Origin of the sequence: Parafrigoribacterium soli, assembly GCF_040227235.1 — a bacterium.
Classification (GTDB): Bacteria; Actinomycetota; Actinomycetes; order Actinomycetales; family Microbacteriaceae; genus Parafrigoribacterium_A; species Parafrigoribacterium_A soli.
Map to the genome: position 1 here is coordinate 810,448 of NZ_JBELNZ010000001.1, position 15,928 is coordinate 826,375.

The following is a 15,928-nucleotide window of genomic DNA, read 5'->3' on the forward strand; positions in this document are numbered from 1 at the left end:
AGCCTGTCGAGGCGGAGAACCGCTCCGGCAGCTCTAGGGCAGCGCCAGCTCCACTCGACCGCCCAGGCCGACCGGAAGCACATTGGCGTGTGCGACGGTGAGCTCGTCGCAGAGCGCCCAGATCTGCTCGGGCGTGAGGCTCGAGTTCGCGTTCGGATCGGCGAGCAACGCCTGACGCACGAGCGCCGGATTGCCCGTGCGGGCCGCCTCGATCGTCAACTCCGCAACGGAAAGGTAGCTGCGGTTGAGCGCGGCACCCTGTGGTGGGATCGAGCCAACCTTCTGCGGCGTGAAGCCCGAGGCGTTCACGATCGACGGCACCTCGACGACCGCGCCCTGCGGCAGGTTGTCGATGAGGCCGCGGTTGACCACGTTGGCGTGGATGATCCGCTCGGTGTCGGTCAGCATCGAATGGATGAACTGGGGCGCGTACTCCGAGGCACCCTCCTCCAGCTCGAGTGGCTCTCCGCTCGCGAGCGCCGCCTTGGCGTGTTCGAACTCCGCGACGTTCTCCTCGCTGATGCCGACGTACTCGAGCGGCCGCAGCCGGAACTTCTCGATCTGCTCGTCGGAGCGCAGGAACCACGAGAGGTACTCGGAGGAGTGCTCGCTCGTCTCGGTCGGGTAGAAGCCGATGCGGCGGAAGATCTCCACGCGCACGCGGCGCAGGAGTTCCGGGTCGCTGTCGATCTTCGCGCGCAGCAGCGGATACAGGTCCTCGCCTTCGCGGGACCATTCCGTGAGCCAGGACTGGTGGTTCACGCCGGCGGCGCGGTAGTGCGTGCCCTCGAGCGGCACTCCGATCAGCTCGCACAGGTCATGCACGGTCCAGTACACGCTGTGGCAGAGACCGACCGTCTTGATCTCCGGTGCGACCACCGACATCCACCAGACGTTCATCGCCATCGGGTTTGTGTAGTTGAGGAACCAGGCGTCGGGACACAGCTCGCGCATGTCGCGTGCGATCGCGGAGAGCACCGGGAAGGTGCGCAGGCCGCGGAACACTCCCCCGACGCCGGTGGTGTCGCCGATCGTCTGTCGCAGGCCGTGTTTGGCCGGCAATTCGAGGTCGACCTTCGTCGCGGCGATTCCGCCGACCTGGATCATGTTGATCACGAAGTCCGCGCCGTCGAGAGCCTCACGGCGATCGAGGGTCGGGACGACGTCGAGCGACCTGCCGAGGCGCTCGGCTACCTGCGCCGCCGTGCCCGCTGCGACATCCAGCCGCTCCTGGTCGATGTCGTGCAGTGCGAGCGTGAGCGTTGGGAGATCGTCATAACGCAGGAGGTCGGCGATGAGCTGGCGCGTGAAGACGACGCTGCCCGCGCCGAGGAATACAAGCTTGGTCATGACTCGATCTTGGGTTGCACTGTTCATTCCGCGCAACATTCTGAGCGAAATGCCCCTAAAATGATCAGACTCGATGCTCACTTAGCCGGAGGAGGCTTTCATGGAGGCGGATGGCCAGTTGCGACCGGCGGCTTCGGGCAAGCGTTCCCGTCGCATGATCCAGATTCTCGACCTCCTGTCGGTGCACGAATCGGTCTCGCTCGCCGAATTCGCGGATGCGCTGGGCGTCTCCCCCGCGACCGTGCGACGGGACCTCGCCGACCTCGATTACCAGCGGCTGCTGCGTCGCACCCACGGCGGCGCCACGGTGATGGACTCCCGCGCGGAACTGCCCGTCGCGCTCCGCGACACTCAATTCCTCGAGGCCAAGCGGCTCATCGCCCGACAGACGGCGCTGCTCATCCCGCCGGAGCGGCACGCGGTCGCTCTCAGCGGCGGCTCCACGACAGCGCAGGTGGCGCGCGCCCTGTCGAACCACCGCGACCTCACCATCATCACGAATTCGCTGACCATCGCGGGCCTCGTCACGACCTATCCGCAGTTGAAGGTCATCATGACCGGCGGCTCGCTGCGTTCGCAGTCGCTCGAGCTGGTGGGGATTCTCGCCGAGAACACGTTCAACGCGATCAATGTGGGCACGGCCATCCTGGGCACCGATGGCATCACCGCCGGCGGCGGGGTCACGACCCACGACGACACCGAGGCGCGCACCAATCACGCGATGGTCACGCACGCGCAGCGCACCGTGGTGGTCGCGGATGGAACCAAGATCGGCAGGCTCGCGATGGCGAAGGTCACCGACATCGATCAGGTCGATGCGCTCGTCACCGACGACACGGCAGACCCCGAGGCGCTGGCAGAGATCGAACAGGCAGGCGTCACCGTGCACGTCGTCTCGGCCTCGTCGCGCGCGGCAGCGGCGCGCTGACCCGCAAGGTCACCGCCCGGCGCGAGCCGCCCGCTGGCTGATCATCCGATTGGTCACCAGGATCAGCAGGATCCCGACGATCGTCACGGCCACATCGACGAACGGCAGCACGCCGATGCCGTAGCCATCGAGCAGCAGACCGCCGATGAACGCGCCGCCACCGATGCCGATGTTGAACGAGGTTGTGAAGTACGCCGACGACACGTCGCGAAGTCGGGCGGATGCCGTGTGCAGTATCCGGGTCTGCAGCAGTGCAGGGGTTCCACCGAACGCCGCGCCCCAGACCACGAGCACCACGACGACCAGCCAGCTGACCCGCGGGAAGGTGCCGATGAGCAGCACCGCGGCCGCCACGAGAACGAAGGCTCCCACGAGACTCGCCCGCGGATACTTGCCGCCGATGACGCCCACGAGAAAGAGCCCGACGGCGCCGGCGATGCCGTAGGCCAGCAGGAGCAGCGCCACCGATTCGCTCGCGAAGTGGGCGGCCGAGGTGAAGAACGGCACGATGTAGGTGTAGAAGAGGTTCTGGCCGGTCATCAGCACCGTCGTAATGACGCAGATCACGGCGATGCCGAAGAGCGAGGGGTCGCGGCGCATCGGCACGGCGATCTCGCCGGTCTTCAGGTCTTCGATGTGATTGACCCTGGGCAGGAATCGCAGCACGAGCACGGTGAGCACGAGGATCGTGACGCCCATGGTGGTGAAGGCCAGACGCCAGCCGAGCAGGTGCCCGAGTGCCGTTCCGACGGGCACACCGAGGATGAACGCGAGCGTCGCCCCGGCGCCCGTCACGGCAACCGCTCGCGCGAGTTGCGGCTTCGGCACGAGGTGCGCGGCGTAGGCGCCGACGACCGCCCAGAACAGGCCGTGGGCGAGCCCACCGAGCACTCGCGACAGCACCATGACCCAGTAGTTCGGCGCGATCGCACCGAGGAAGTTGGTGGCGGCGAAGCCGATCAGCACGATGAGCACGAGGTTCTTTCGCCCGAAGCGATGCGTGAGGCTCGTGAGCGGTGCGGCGCTGAGCACCACCGTGCCGGCGAACACGGTGACGAGCAGCCCGATCTGGGACTGCGAGACCTTGAGGCCCTCGGCCATCTGCGGCAGGAGGCCGGTGGGCAGCACCTCGCTCGTGACCGATACGAAGATGGCTCCGGCGAGGATGATGAGAGCGAGCCAGGGGAAGGCGGGCGCCGCAGCAGGCCTGGTTTCAGACGCGTCCATAGGACGAGATTCCGTTCGAGGAGGATGTGGTGCGTGCGCCGACCGCGGGATGACGCGGCGTCTGCGTCATCCCCTCAAGAATACCGGCAGTCTGGCCCGGGCATGCCACGATGGTCGGATGAGGACACCGGGGTTCACTCGCGACCTGCTCCGCCCCGCCGGTGGCGACGAGGCGCACCGCGTGACGTTCGTCGAGCTGTTCTTCGACCTGGTCTTCGTCTTCGCCGTCACCCAGATCTCGCATCACCTGATCGCCAGCCCGTCCCTCCTCGGGCTGGTACAGACGATCATGCTCACGATGGCCATCTGGTGGGTGTGGGTCGACACGGCCTGGGTGACCAACTGGCTGAACCCCGAGCAGCCTCGCGTGCGCGCGCTACTCATCGTCCTGATGCTCGGTGCCCTGCTGATGAGCAGCGCGATCCCCGAGGCCTTCGCCTACAAGGGCGTGCAGTTCACAGTGAGCCTGGTCGCCATCCAGCTCGCCCGCGGCGTCTTCACCGTGCTGGCGTTCGCGCGGCATCGGGCCGACAACGCCATGAACTTTGCCCGCATCACCGCCTGGGCCGCGGCATCCGGAGTGTTCTGGATCGTGGGCGGCTTCGCGCAGCCTGAGGCGCGGCTGTGGTTGTGGCTGATCGCTCTCGCTATCGATTTCAGCGGGCCGGTCGCCCGCTTCTATGTCCCGGGATTCGCGGCGAGTGAGACCCGCACCTGGAACGTGTCGGGCGAGCACATGGCCGAGCGCGTGAGCCTGTTCGCGATCATCGCTCTCGGCGAATCCATCGTGGTGACCGGCGCGACCTTCGGCCAGCTGCCGCTCAGCTGGCAGAGCCTCCTCGCCTTCCTCGCCGCGTTCGCGGGCACCGTGCTCATGTGGCTGATCTACTTCAACCACGCCCAGCGAAGCGGCACGGAGCACATCGTGCGATCCTCGGATGCCGGGGCGGTAGCGAGGGTGGCGTACACCTACATTCCGGTGGTACTGGTGATCGGAATCGTGCTCGCGGCCGTCGGTGATGCCCTCGTTCTCGAGTCGCCATCCGGTCGGGTGGCCGCCTGGGCCGCGCTCGTCATCGCGGGTTCCGCGGTGCTCTACATCGCGGCGAACGTGCTCTTCGTGCGCTCGATCGGCGGGCCGTGGCTCGCCGGGCACCTCAGCGCGATCGTGGTGCTGCTGCTTCTCGCGCTGCTCGCGCTGTTCACGCCCGCGCTGAGTGCGCTCGCCCTCAGCTGGCTCAGCAACGTCGTGCTCCTGCTGGTCGTGATCGCCGACGAGTTGCTGTTCCGGCGCAAGCGACACCGCTCCACGGCGGTCGAGGCGATGTCGACGGACTGAAGCCAATACGGTAGGCGCATGACGTCTTCTACCCACTGGGTCCTCAGCCTCGTCTGCGCCGACCGCCCCGGCATTGTGCACGCGGCCAGCGGCGCGATCGTCGAGGCCGGGGGCAACATCACCGAGTCGCAGCAGTTCGCGAGTCTCGACACCGGCAGGTTCTTCATGCGCCTTCAGGTGGAGTCGGCCACGAGCAGGCAGGGCTTCGAGGCCGCGATCGCTCCGGTCGTCGCGCGCTACGCCATGGACTGGACCCTGGATGTCGTGGGCCGCCCGCTGCGCACGCTCGTTCTCGTCTCCACCGCCGCGCACTGCCTCAACGACCTGCTGTTCCGCGCGAGAGCTGGCCAGCTCCCCGTGGAGCTGCCGCTCGTGCTGAGCAACCACCCCGACCTCGGCGGGCTCGCCGAGTTCTACGGCGTGCCGTTCGAGGCCCACGAGGTGCGGTCGCCCGAGCAGAAGCGCGCCTTCGAGGCGCGAGCGCTGGATGCGGTGCGGGAGCACGACATCGAGTTGGTCGTTCTCGCCCGGTACATGCAGATTCTCTCGCCGGAGTTCTGCGCGAGGCTGGCCGGCCGCATCATCAATATCCACCACTCCTTCCTGCCCGGATTCAAGGGTGCAAACCCGTACAAGCAGGCGCATGAGCGCGGCGTCAAGCTCATCGGCGCTACAGCGCACTTCGTGACGAGCGACCTCGACGAGGGGCCGATCATCGAGCAGAACGTGGTGCGCGTCGATCACTCGCGCACCGCATCCGAACTCGTCGCGATCGGTCAGGACGAGGAGTCGCGCTCGCTCACCCAGGCGGTGAAGTGGTTCGCGGAAGGCAGGGTGCTGCTCGACGGCGCCCGCACCATCATCTTCACCTAGGCGCCGCGGCCCTTCGACGGGCTCAGAGGACGCACGGTCGCTGAGCTCGTCGAAGCGCCGCCCTCGGTAGGGTTGCAGGGTGCCACAGAATTCGCAGGATGCGAGCCCACCCACGGCAGACCGGCGACCGACATTCACACTCGGCCCCAACGACATCCTGCGGTTTCTGCTCGAACTGTTCGCCCTCTTCTCACTCGGCTATTGGGGATACCTGGCCTGGCCGTTCCCGTGGCCCGGCATTCTGTTCATGCTCGGCGCCCCGCTCTTCGCCGCGATCGTGTGGGGCCTGTTTCGTTCGCCGAAGGCCGTGTTCCCGCTCGACCCGGTGGGCAAGGCACTCGTCGAGATTCTCGTGATGGGCTCGGCCGCCGCGGCCTGGTTCATGCTCGGCTATCCGATCGTGGGTGCCATCTTCGGCATCATCGCGGCGATCAGCGGCATCATCAACGGCAGGGTCGAGATCTCCAGGGAGTCCAGTTCATGACCATCCTCTTTCACAGCGCGCGCAAGCTCGATGCGGCGGGCCAGGTCGACGGTTTCTGGATGCTCGTCGACGGTGATCGCATCGTGCGCACCGGGTCCGGCCCGGCCGAGACGACGGATGCCTGGACGGTCGCGACCGAACGCGTCGACGTCGCCGGGCACTGGTTGGTGCCCGGCTTCATTGACATCCACTGCCACGGTGGCGGCGGATACGCCTTCGACGAGGGAGGCGATTCGATCGCCCCGGCACTCGCGGCACATCGCGCGCACGGCACCACTCGATCCGTGCTGAGCCTCGTCACGAACCCGCTCGCGAACCTGCGCGAGAGCCTCGCGACCATTGCCGAGCTGGCGAAGTCCGACCCCCTGGTGCTCGGTTCCCACCTCGAGGGGCCCTTCCTGGCCGAGGGCAGGCGCGGCGCGCACAACCCCGACTACCTGCGGGAGCCCCAGCCCTACGAACTGGAGGAGCTGATCGCGGCGAGCGCGGGAACGCTGCGCCAGATCACCCTGGCCCCCGAGCTGCCGGGCGCAATGGAGTCGATCGACGTGCTCGTCGAGCTCGGCATCACGGTCGCCGTCGGCCACACCGAGGCGAGCTTCGAGCAGGCGCAAGAGGCGTTCTCGCGGGGCGCGAGGCTGCTGACGCACGCGTTCAATGCCATGGCGGGCATCCACCACCGCAAGCCCGGCCCGGTCATCGCCGCTTTTGAGGACGACCGCGTCACGCTCGAACTGATTCTCGACGGCCTCCACGTGCATCCGGATGTCGCCGCCGTCGCGTTCGCGTCGGCGCCCCACCGCGTCGCGCTGGTGACGGATGCGATGGCCGCTGCGGCGTCGAGCGACGGTGACTACCGCTTGGGCTCGCTGAACGTCACGGTGAAGGATGGCCTCGCGCTGTTGTCGGGCACGGACACGATCGCCGGCTCGACGCTGACGCAGGATGCCGCCCTGCGCTGTGCGATCGAGAGGGCTCGGGTGACGCCCGCCCATGCCGTCGAAGCGCTGACTCTCACCCCCGCGCGGGTGCTCGGCATCGAGCACGAGTTCGGCTATCTGAAGCAGGGCTATGCGGCCGATGCCGTGTTGCTCGGTCACGAGTGGCAGGTCAGCTCGGTCTGGGCGGCGGGTCGCCAGCTCAGCTGACACCGATCGCTGAGCCTGTCGAAGCGGGTCGAGCACACGGTTTCGATACGCTCGCTGGCGCTCGCTACTCAAGCCGCCTTCGCCGCCTCTCGCGTGCGTAGAACAGGACCAGATGCGACACGCCGGATGCAACGGCCCGGCGTCACCGCGTGTCGCACGAGCTCCTGTTTAACGCACGCGGGTTGACTAGGCCGCCCGCGGCCGTATCGAAACCAAGGGCCGGCATCGATACACTCGCTGCGCGAGCACTCGACCAGCGGGACAGCTACACGGCCTCCCAGGCGGGCTTGTTCGCCCAGGCATAGCGGTAGTAGTCGAGGTTGGCCAGCCGCGAGGCAGCGGCCTCGTCCACGATCACGGTCACGTGCGGGTGGAACTGAATCGCGGAGCCCGGCGCGCTCGAGGTGACCGGTCCCTCGACGGCCGCGGCAATCGCATCCGCCTTGCCCTCGCCGAACGCGAGCAGCAGCAGGTGCCTGGCACGGCGGATGGTGCCGAGTCCCTGCGTGATGCAGTTCACGGGCACGTCGTCGATCGAGTCGAAGAAGCGGGCGTTGTCGGCGCGAGTCTGCTGGGTGAGCGTCTTCACCCTGGTGAGCGATTCGAACGATGATCCCGGCTCGTTGAAGCCGATGTGGCCGTCGGTGCCGATGCCGAGGATCTGCACGTCCACTCCCCCGGCCTCGACGATGGCCCGCTCGTAGCTCTCTCCGGCCTGCTCGATCGGCCCGCGGTCGGCCGGGACTCGCACGAGCTCGGGGGGGAGTCCGAGCGGTTCGACGACGTCACGCCAGATCACCGAGCGATAGCTCTCGGGATGCCCGGCTGGCAGTCCCACGTACTCGTCGAGCGCGAAGCCGCGCACCCGCGAGAGGTCCGCCCCACGCGCGGCAAGCGCACGGTAGACCGTGAGCGGCGTTGATCCCGTTGCCAGGCCGAGCACGGCATCCGGCTTTCGCGCAACGAGATCAAGGATGACGTCGGCCGCAAGCTCGCCCGCGGCGGCCTGGCTCTCGAGAACGACTATTTCTGGCACTGGTGGCTCCTTGCTGTGGTGGGTGGATCAGGAAAAGCCGAGTTGTCTGGAGAGCACCGCCGCGGCGGCCCCGCGCAGCACGATGTCGTCGCCGAGCGTGCTCATGCGCAAGGTGAGTTGGCCGCTGAAGGCGGCCATGGTGCGGGCACGCAGGGTGGCGTCGGCCGCCTCGATGAGCGCTCCGTCGAGGTAGCTCGCGGGGCCGCTCAGCACGATCTCGTCGAGATCGAGCACGCCGACGATGGGCGCGAGTGCGATTCCGAGGCGCCGCCCGGCTTCGCGCAGAACCTCGTCGCGGGCGGCGGATGTCGCGCTCACCTCGAGCTTCGCCTGCAGCCTCGGGATGGCCAGCCAGGTTTCCAGGCAGCCGGACTTTCCGCAGCGGCACGGCTCGCCATCCGGATCGACGACGACGTGCCCGATCTCGCCCGCAGCATGGTGGCTCCCGAAAAGCTGCCCCCCGCCGAGCACGAGGCCAGAACCGACGCCCTGCCCGACGGTGACCACCATCAGATCGCCCCGCGCCTCACCGAAGCTGTGCTCTGCGAGCACCGCCGCATTCGCGTCGTTCATCACCGCGACGGGAAGGGAGAACTGCTCGGCGAGCCTGGCCTGAAGCGGCTCGTGCTGCCAGCCCAGGTTCGGTGCGCTCAGCACGGTTCCCGACGCATCAACGATGCCAGGTGAACCGACTCCGATGCCGAGGATGGGCGCCGACACCGCACCGATAAGGCCCTCGACGAGCGCGAAACTGCGCTCGATCGCGGCGGCTCCGCCCTCAGGCACACCGTTCGGCAGCGGCAGTTCCGACTCGTGCAGCACGGTGCCGGCAAGATCCAGCACCGCGCCCCGGAACACCGAGTGACCACCGAGGTCGATGCCGATGATGTTGAAGGAGGCACGGTCGATGTCGAGCAGAATGGCGGGTTTGCCGCGCTGCACGCTCTCGCTCGGCGGCGTCTCCCGCGGCCCGAGCTCGACGACGAGCCCGTCCGCCATGAGTTCGGCCACCAGGTCGGAAACCGTGACGCGCGTCAGGCCGGTGCTGCGCGCGACATCCGCTCTGCTCTGCCTGCCCGAGCCGTAGAGCGTCTGCAGCACGAGCGCGCGGTTGTGCACCCTGGCGTGTTCCGGCAGCACCTTCTCCGAGGGACGCAGGAGCCTCCCGGCGGTCCTCGCCGCGGTCACGTCCTTGGCGCTCATCCCAACGCCTCCCGGCCGCCTACCGCCGCCTTGCCGGCGAGCGCCGCACCGAGCGCGGCCACGGGTGAGCCGAGCGGCACGAGGCTGACCCGTTCCGGCAGATCGAGCGAGGCGATGAAGGGTGACGCGCTCGCCCACCCGCTCAGCACGGACTGAATGGGGCTGAGCAACCGCTCGCCGAGAGAGCTCAGGCCGCCCCCAATGACGACGAGATCGACGCCGAGGCTCAGGATGAGGATGCGCACGGCCACCGCGGTGTTCTCGATCAGCCTGTCCCGCACCTCGATCGCGAGCGGCACGCCCGCCTCGGCGGCGTCGAAAAGTTCGGTCACCGGGTACGGATGCTCGCTCGGCCACTGCCGGGCAACGGCCGAACCCGAGGCGAGCGTCTCGAGGCAGCCGCGCTGTCCGCAACTGCAGATCACGCCATTCGGGTCGACCGGAATGTGCCCGATCTCTCCGGCGGTGCCGCGCGAACCACGCCAGAGCTCGCCGTCTAGCACGATGCCCGCGGCCAGGCCCGTCCCGAGGTTGAGATACGCCATCGAACCGGGAACCTCTTGGGTGAGGTCGAGCAGGCTCCATGCACCGAGCGCGGCGGCGTTCACGTCGTTCTCCACGCGCACCGGAACGCCAAACACCGCAGACAGCCCCGGCCCGAGATCGAGCCCGGCAACACCGAGGTTCACCGCGTGCGCGACTCGTCCGGCTTCCGCATCGACCGAACCGGGAATGCCGACGCCGATGGACGCGAAGCTGCCCGCCTCCACTCCGACGAGGCCGGCGAGCGCCGACACGGCGGCGCTCGCATTGCCGAGCACCGCATCCGCGCCCATGCCCGTCGGCAGGCGCACCTCCTGCAGCACGCGGCCGCTCTCGTCGACCACGACACCGTGCACCTTGGTACCACCGATGTCGAGCCCGACGAGCATCCGGCCGTCGGGGTTCACGACTGCACCGCGTTCAACCAGGCGAGAAGCGCCTGCCCCACGTGGCGCGAAGCGCCAAAGGTCGCGACGTCGGCGTAGGCCCGGTCGTCTGCAGGCCACCCGAGGTCGACGACGACGACATCCGGATGCTGCTGCCGCAGCTGATCGATGTAGGTCCGCACCCAGGGGTAGCGGTGGTTGTCGCGACCGAGCACCACCGGCTGGAGTCCCGCAGGCAGCTCGGGCAGCGCACCCTCGCGCACCGGCAGTGTCTCGGCTCCCGCGGCGTCCGCTCCCCACGTGGAGACGCCGACGGCGATGTTCGCCTCGGTCTGAATTGAGAGGAGCACGCGCTCGGCACGCACCGTGACGCCGGGCCTCACATCGAAGGCGGCGATGGTGCGCTCCAGCGGGAAGACGGGTTCGTCAATCGCGGGAATGGGGATGCGCTCGGCCTCGACCGCGAGCCCCGCGGCGAGCGCGGCGACGCGAGCCATGGCATCCGCCAACCGCCCGTCGGCGAGTCGGCCGTTGCTCACCGCATCGGTGATCGCCCACTCGATGGCGTCGAGCTGTTCCTCGGTGTTGTCTGTGCCGATGCACAGCAGGTCGCAGCCCGCGGCAAGTGCGAGCACCGCGGCCCCGGGAATTCCGACCTCGCCACTCGCGCCCTTCATGTCGAGGGCGTCGGAGACGATCACGCCCGCGAAGCCGAGTTCCTCGCGCAGCAGCTGCTGCAGGATGCGGCGGGAGAAGGTTGCGGGCGCGTCCGGGTCGAGCTGCGGCATGAGGATGTGCGAGGTCATGATTGAGCGCGCCCCAGCAGCGATCGATGCCCGGAACGGCAGCAGTTCCCGCTCGCGCAGCCGTTCGAGCGGCAGGTCAACGACGGGCAATGCGAGGTGTGAGTCGGCGGAGGTGTCGCCGTGACCCGGAAAGTGCTTCGCGCTCGTGGCCGTGCCGGTGCGCTCGAGTCCGCGCACCCAGGCCGCACTGTGCCTCGCGACCAGTGCTGGGTCGGAACCGAAGCTGCGCACACCGATGACGGGATTGTTCGCGTTCGAATTGATGTCGACATCCGGAGCGAAGTCGAGGTTGCAGCCGCTCTGCCGAAGTTGCCAGCCGATCGAGCGCGCGACGCTCTCGGTGTAGGCGACATCGTCGATGCGGCCGAGCACGGCGTTGCCCGGGTAGGGCGAACCGCTGTCGTGATAGAGCCGCGTGACGTCGCCGCCCTCCTCGTCGATCGCGATGAGCGCCGCGGGGTTTGCCCGACGGATGCTGGCGGTGAGCTCTCGAAGCTGCTCGCGCGAGACGATGTTGCCGCCGAAGATGCAGACGCCGGCGAGCCCGTCGCGCAGCCGCCGCTCGAGCCACTCGGGCAGTGTCGTGCCGACGAAGCCCGGCAGCAGCACCGCCGCCGCGTTCACTCGACCGGATGAGCCGGACTGGGACTCTCGCATGGCTTTAGTAAAGCGTACAAACAAAATGCCTGCAATCCTTTTCCCGCCCAAATGAAGGAGTCGCCGCCGAGGATCCACGCATTCCGGGAGGGAGCTCGGCGTGGGAGGGCTCCACTCCTTCATTTGGACAGCGCAGGGCGCGGGTGGGAGCAAAAACCGCGCGCGAAACACGTTGGCACTCTCAGAGGGAGAGTGCTAACATTTTCCGTAGTTGAGCGTATGTGACTCAACTTATGAACCGACGATGAAGTGACGCCGAGAGGCGCACGACGTGAAGGAGTTGATGAAAATGGCAATGTTGTTCGATCCATTCCGTGAGCTGGACCGCGTCGCCGCGAACCTGCTCGACACGAGGCAGGGTCCCCGTCTCATGCCCATCGATCTGTATCGGGATGGTGACCACTACATCCTGAGCGCAGACCTGCCCGGAATTGACCCGGGTTCGGTTGACGTAGACATCGACGGACAGCTGCTCACCATCCGCGCCGAGCGCACCGCGCACAGCGAGGACGGCGTGAAGTGGCTCGCCCACGAACGTCCGAGCGGCAGCTTCCTGCGCCAGCTCAACCTCGGCGACGGCATCGACACCGAGAACATCAGCGCGAACTACGACAACGGTGTGCTGAGCGTCATGATCCCGATGAGCGCCAAGGCCATGCCGCGCAAGGTCGCGATCAGCTCAAACGGCACCGCCGAGAAACCGGTCGAAGTCACCGCGTAGACAGCGGAACGCAACGCAAGGGCCGCGCCTGGGGAACAATCCCGGGCGCGGCCCTTCGCCTCGGACCCGTCAGGAGGTCACCGGATGATTCTGCCGAGCTGGTGACGAAGGGAGCCCTCGAGAGTCGGCTGGCGAAAGTGGTGTCCGGCGCCTTCGAGCTTGGTCGGCACAACGCGCTGGTCGGCCTCGGCGAGTTCGGTCGAACCCTCCTCCCCCAGAAGGATCCGCGGTCCAAAAGTGGGCACGGGAAGCAGCGCCGGCCTGCGCATCACTCGGCCCAGCGTGCGCGTGTATTCGGCGTTGCGCACCGCGGCGGGCGCGACCGCGTTGATCGGACCGGACATGCCCGTGTCGACGAGCGCGCGGTGATAGACATCGACGAGATCCTCGAGATCTATCCACGACAACCACTGGCGCCCATCGGAGATCGGGCCGCCGAGGCCCGCGGCGAACAGGGGCCGGAACAGGCGAAGGGTTCCGCCGCGGGCCGCCTGCACGATTCCCGTGCGGATCGAACTCACGCGAATCCCGGCCTCCATCGCGGGCCTGGTTGCGGCCTCCCACTCGGCCACGACATCCGCCAGAAAGCCAGCGCCCTGACCGCTGTCCTCGCTCAACACTTCATCGCCGCGATCGGCACCGTAGTAGCCGATGGCGGAGGCGACCACCAGAACCTTCGGGCCGTCGGATGCGGCGGCCGCGAGCTCTGCCAGACGGGCGGTCGGAGCGATCCGGCTCTGACGAATCGCCTTCTTATGGCTCTCGGTAAACCTGCCGGCGATCGACTCACCGGCGAGGTGGATGAGCGCGTCGACTCCGTCGAGTAGCCCCGCGTCGGGGTGCATGGGGTCCCAGTGCCGCTCATCCGCACCTCCTGCGACCCCGCGAACGAGCCGGATCACGCGGTGGCCACCGGTCGTGAGGAAGGCCGAGAGTGCCGAGCCCACCAGGCCACTCGAGCCCGTCATCGCGATGGTCAGGGCTTGCACCCCGAGGCTCGCGGCCCACCGATGGGCCGCGAGATCATCGGCAAGCTGGCGGTGCCGATAGACGAACATGGGCCGAAGCGCTCTCGACCCCACGGGGGTGTCGACTCGATCGGTCACCCGGGTAGTCGTCTCTGACTCCGCGGCAAACTCGTGACTGTGACGCCACTTCAGCGCGGCGCGAACCGGGAGGGACGCGAGCCCATCCACTCCGATGGTGTCGACAAAGCGGCGGGGCGGGTCGTAGCCATCCGGATCGTGTCGCGACACCCAGGTGAGGCCGCCGGGCAGTCCAAGCACCGCCTCGCCGTCCCTGAGCGAGGTGGTCTCGAGCAGGACTTTCGCGGGTTGCCACGGCGGCGCCAACCTCGCGAACGCACCGGGCCTCGCGTGCCAGGCGAAGACCTCATCGATCGGTGACTCAACGATGCTCGAGTGTGTGATGGACATCCGAAGCACATCCCTTCGATGCTCGCATGATGGCCGAACGGGAATCCCGTAAACGGTCGCTAGTGTGGTGCCGGTGAGACTCTGGTCCGTGCATCCGCAGTATTTCGATCGGCAAGCCCTGACGGCCTGTTGGCGCGAGGCGCTGCTGGCACAGGCCGTGCTGGCCGGCACGACGAAGGGATACCGACAGCATCCGCAGTTGACGAGATTTCGGGACCAGGCGGCGCCGGACGCGGCTATCGCGCGCTTTCTCGGCGGAATAGCCGACGAAGCGGATGCCCGTGGCTACAGCTTCACCCGGAGCAAGATTCTCGTGCGCGCCGAGGCGGTGCCGCCGATCCCCGTGACGATCGGCCAACTCGAGTACGAGTGGGCGCACCTGAGGGGAAAGCTCGCGAAACGAAGCCCGGCGGTCGCCGAGCGCTGGGCCGACCTGAACGAGCCTCTGCCGCATCCACTGTTCACCGTGGTCGATGGTCCGATCGCTCCGTGGGAGCGACCGGGCTAAGCGCGCCGGGGAAGCGCGCGGGCGGCTAGTGCGCGGCCGCCGGCGCATGCGCTGTCGCCACCGGAGGCTCCTGCACCTCGGTCGTGTTGCTGAGGTTGTCGAGAAAGCGAATGACGACCTCGCGTTCGTCCGGAGTGAGATCCGCTGCCACGTCGAAGCGGCGGGCGTGCGTGCGCCCCACGGTGTCGCGCACCTGCTCATGCGTGTGCTGCGTGATGGTGATCATGAGCGCGCGTCGATCGCTGGGATGAGGTGAGCGCTCGATGTGCCCGGCGGCGGTCAAGCGGTCGAGGAGCTTGGTGGTCGAGGCGCTGGAGATCGCAAGGTGCTCCGCGAGATTGCCCGGCGTCGCGATCAGCCCCTCGTTCTTACAGATCACGAGAAAACGCAGCGCCTTCATGTCGTTTTCGTTCAGCTTCATGTGGTTTCTGGAACTGAGGCTCATTCTCTGCTCGGCCTCGCGCCACCGCCGAATCGATTGCAGCACGCGCACGATCTGGGAGATCTCCGCATCGTCCATGCCGGAGTAGTCGACGAGTTCCTGCTTGGGATCGACGACCCGGGGGTCGAGAATGACCCCTTCCACGCGACGAGGGATGTTGGCCGGTTCCACCATGGTGCTATCGTATCCGGAAAGATAAAGCTTGCTAAGCTATTTATTAGCTATGCTAGGTAAATATTCAGAGAGGGGGTTCAGATGGCTACCGCGAGCGATACCGAAGACGTCGAGCTTCTCGATGCGAACGGGGAGACGATCGGTCTCACCAGCCAGGCGAGCGTGCACGGACCGGACACTCCTCTGCACCTCGCCTTCTCGGGTTACGTGTTCAACGCGCGCGGCGAGGTCCTCATCACGCGGCGTGCCAGCACCAGGGCACGCTGGCCCGGAGTGTGGAGCAATTCCTTCTGCGGGCATCCGGCGCCAGCGGAGACGCTCGCGAGCGCGGTACGCCGCAGAGCGGCCTACGAGGTGGGCCTCGACCTGACCGGGCTCGAACCCGCACTGCCGCTCTTCCGCTATCGGCACCTGGATAGGGCGCACACCTCCGAGAACGAAGTCTGCCCGATCTATGTGGCCTCCACGTCGCAGGAGCCGACCGTGCATCCGGCGGAAGTGATGGACCACGCCTGGGTGGATCCGCTCGACCTCGGTCGTTCGATCCGGCTCAACCCCTCGATCTACGGCCCCTGGCTGGTTTTGCAGGCGCAACTACTCAGCTTCCTCGGTGGCTCACAACCGCGCACGGCGGCCCCACCGCAACGTGAACGAGAGCGAGTGTGAG

General features: G+C 67.5%; 16 protein-coding genes. 8 read left to right on the plus strand and 8 right to left on the minus strand.

Going from position 1 to position 15,928, the window contains the following annotated elements:
* Window positions 1-33 precede the first annotated feature (33 nt).
* A complete protein-coding gene (melA, locus tag ABUA37_RS03960) occupies window positions 34-1,350 on the minus strand; it encodes an alpha-glucosidase/alpha-galactosidase (protein ID WP_349897811.1) in 1,317 nt (438 codons plus the stop codon).
* Window positions 1,351-1,450: 100 nt separating this feature from the next.
* On the opposite strand from melA, the gene ABUA37_RS03965 reads away from it, so the two are divergent.
* A complete protein-coding gene (locus ABUA37_RS03965) occupies window positions 1,451-2,278 on the plus strand; it encodes a DeoR/GlpR family DNA-binding transcription regulator (protein WP_349897812.1) in 828 nt (275 codons plus the stop codon).
* Between the two features lie 9 nt (window positions 2,279-2,287).
* Here ABUA37_RS03965 and ABUA37_RS03970 read toward each other — a convergent pair whose 3' ends face one another.
* A complete protein-coding gene (locus ABUA37_RS03970; protein ID WP_349897813.1) occupies window positions 2,288-3,505 on the minus strand; it encodes an MFS transporter in 1,218 nt (405 codons plus the stop codon).
* Between the two features lie 118 nt (window positions 3,506-3,623).
* Between ABUA37_RS03970 and ABUA37_RS03975 the strand changes: the two genes are divergently transcribed.
* From ABUA37_RS03975 to nagA, 4 genes are all read left to right on the plus strand, one after another.
* Entirely contained in the window at window positions 3,624-4,844 is a 1,221-nt protein-coding gene (locus tag ABUA37_RS03975) for a low temperature requirement protein A (RefSeq protein ID WP_349897814.1), read from the plus strand.
* 18 nt (window positions 4,845-4,862) lie between these two features.
* A complete protein-coding gene (gene purU, locus ABUA37_RS03980) occupies window positions 4,863-5,717 on the plus strand; it encodes a formyltetrahydrofolate deformylase (RefSeq protein ID WP_349897815.1) in 855 nt (284 codons plus the stop codon).
* Window positions 5,718-5,796: 79 nt separating this feature from the next.
* A complete protein-coding gene (locus ABUA37_RS03985; RefSeq protein ID WP_349897816.1) occupies window positions 5,797-6,201 on the plus strand; it encodes a YrdB family protein in 405 nt (134 codons plus the stop codon).
* Window positions 6,198-7,349 carry an N-acetylglucosamine-6-phosphate deacetylase gene (gene nagA / locus ABUA37_RS03990; protein ID WP_349897817.1) on the plus strand — a complete coding sequence of 384 codons (1,152 nt, stop codon included), beginning with the start codon at window positions 6,198-6,200 and terminating at the stop codon, window positions 7,347-7,349. The genes ABUA37_RS03985 and nagA overlap by 4 nt, the downstream gene beginning before the upstream one ends.
* A gap of 265 nt (window positions 7,350-7,614) precedes the next feature.
* Here nagA and ABUA37_RS03995 read toward each other — a convergent pair whose 3' ends face one another.
* Genes ABUA37_RS03995 through nagZ form a run of 4 tightly spaced genes read right to left on the minus strand, consistent with a single transcriptional unit; the run spans window position 7,615 to window position 11,980 of the window.
* Window positions 7,615-8,385: a glucosamine-6-phosphate deaminase gene (locus ABUA37_RS03995; RefSeq protein ID WP_349897818.1), complete on the minus strand. Its 771-nt coding sequence runs from the start codon at window positions 8,383-8,385 to the stop codon at window positions 7,615-7,617.
* Window positions 8,386-8,412: 27 nt separating this feature from the next.
* Entirely contained in the window at window positions 8,413-9,588 is a 1,176-nt protein-coding gene (locus ABUA37_RS04000; protein WP_349897819.1) for an ROK family transcriptional regulator, read from the minus strand.
* A complete protein-coding gene (locus tag ABUA37_RS04005) occupies window positions 9,585-10,538 on the minus strand; it encodes an ROK family protein (RefSeq protein WP_349897820.1) in 954 nt (317 codons plus the stop codon). The genes ABUA37_RS04000 and ABUA37_RS04005 overlap by 4 nt, the downstream gene beginning before the upstream one ends.
* Window positions 10,535-11,980 carry a beta-N-acetylhexosaminidase gene (gene nagZ, locus ABUA37_RS04010; protein ID WP_349897821.1) on the minus strand — a complete coding sequence of 482 codons (1,446 nt, stop codon included), beginning with the start codon at window positions 11,978-11,980 and terminating at the stop codon, window positions 10,535-10,537. The genes ABUA37_RS04005 and nagZ overlap by 4 nt, the downstream gene beginning before the upstream one ends.
* Before the next feature lie 289 nt (window positions 11,981-12,269).
* On the opposite strand from nagZ, the gene ABUA37_RS04015 reads away from it, so the two are divergent.
* The gene (locus ABUA37_RS04015; RefSeq protein WP_349897822.1) at window positions 12,270-12,701 is read left to right on the plus strand and encodes an Hsp20/alpha crystallin family protein; all 432 of its coding nucleotides are present in this window, start codon (window positions 12,270-12,272) and stop codon (window positions 12,699-12,701) included.
* A gap of 77 nt (window positions 12,702-12,778) precedes the next feature.
* Here ABUA37_RS04015 and ABUA37_RS04020 read toward each other — a convergent pair whose 3' ends face one another.
* Window positions 12,779-14,137 carry a TIGR01777 family oxidoreductase gene (locus ABUA37_RS04020; RefSeq protein ID WP_349897823.1) on the minus strand — a complete coding sequence of 453 codons (1,359 nt, stop codon included), beginning with the start codon at window positions 14,135-14,137 and terminating at the stop codon, window positions 12,779-12,781.
* A gap of 73 nt (window positions 14,138-14,210) precedes the next feature.
* Here ABUA37_RS04020 and ABUA37_RS04025 point away from each other — a divergent pair, with 73 nt between their 5' ends.
* Window positions 14,211-14,645, plus strand: coding sequence for a pyrimidine dimer DNA glycosylase/endonuclease V (locus ABUA37_RS04025; protein ID WP_349897824.1), 435 nt, complete (start codon window positions 14,211-14,213; stop codon window positions 14,643-14,645).
* Between the two features lie 25 nt (window positions 14,646-14,670).
* Here the strand turns inward: ABUA37_RS04025 and ABUA37_RS04030 are convergent, their stop codons facing one another.
* Window positions 14,671-15,261, minus strand: coding sequence for a MarR family winged helix-turn-helix transcriptional regulator (locus tag ABUA37_RS04030; protein ID WP_349897825.1), 591 nt, complete (start codon window positions 15,259-15,261; stop codon window positions 14,671-14,673).
* Window positions 15,262-15,342: 81 nt separating this feature from the next.
* Here ABUA37_RS04030 and idi point away from each other — a divergent pair, with 81 nt between their 5' ends.
* Window positions 15,343-15,927 (plus strand): isopentenyl-diphosphate Delta-isomerase, encoded by a 585-nt coding sequence (gene idi / locus ABUA37_RS04035; protein ID WP_349897826.1) that lies wholly within the window; start codon window positions 15,343-15,345, stop codon window positions 15,925-15,927.
* Window position 15,928 lies beyond the last annotated feature (1 nt).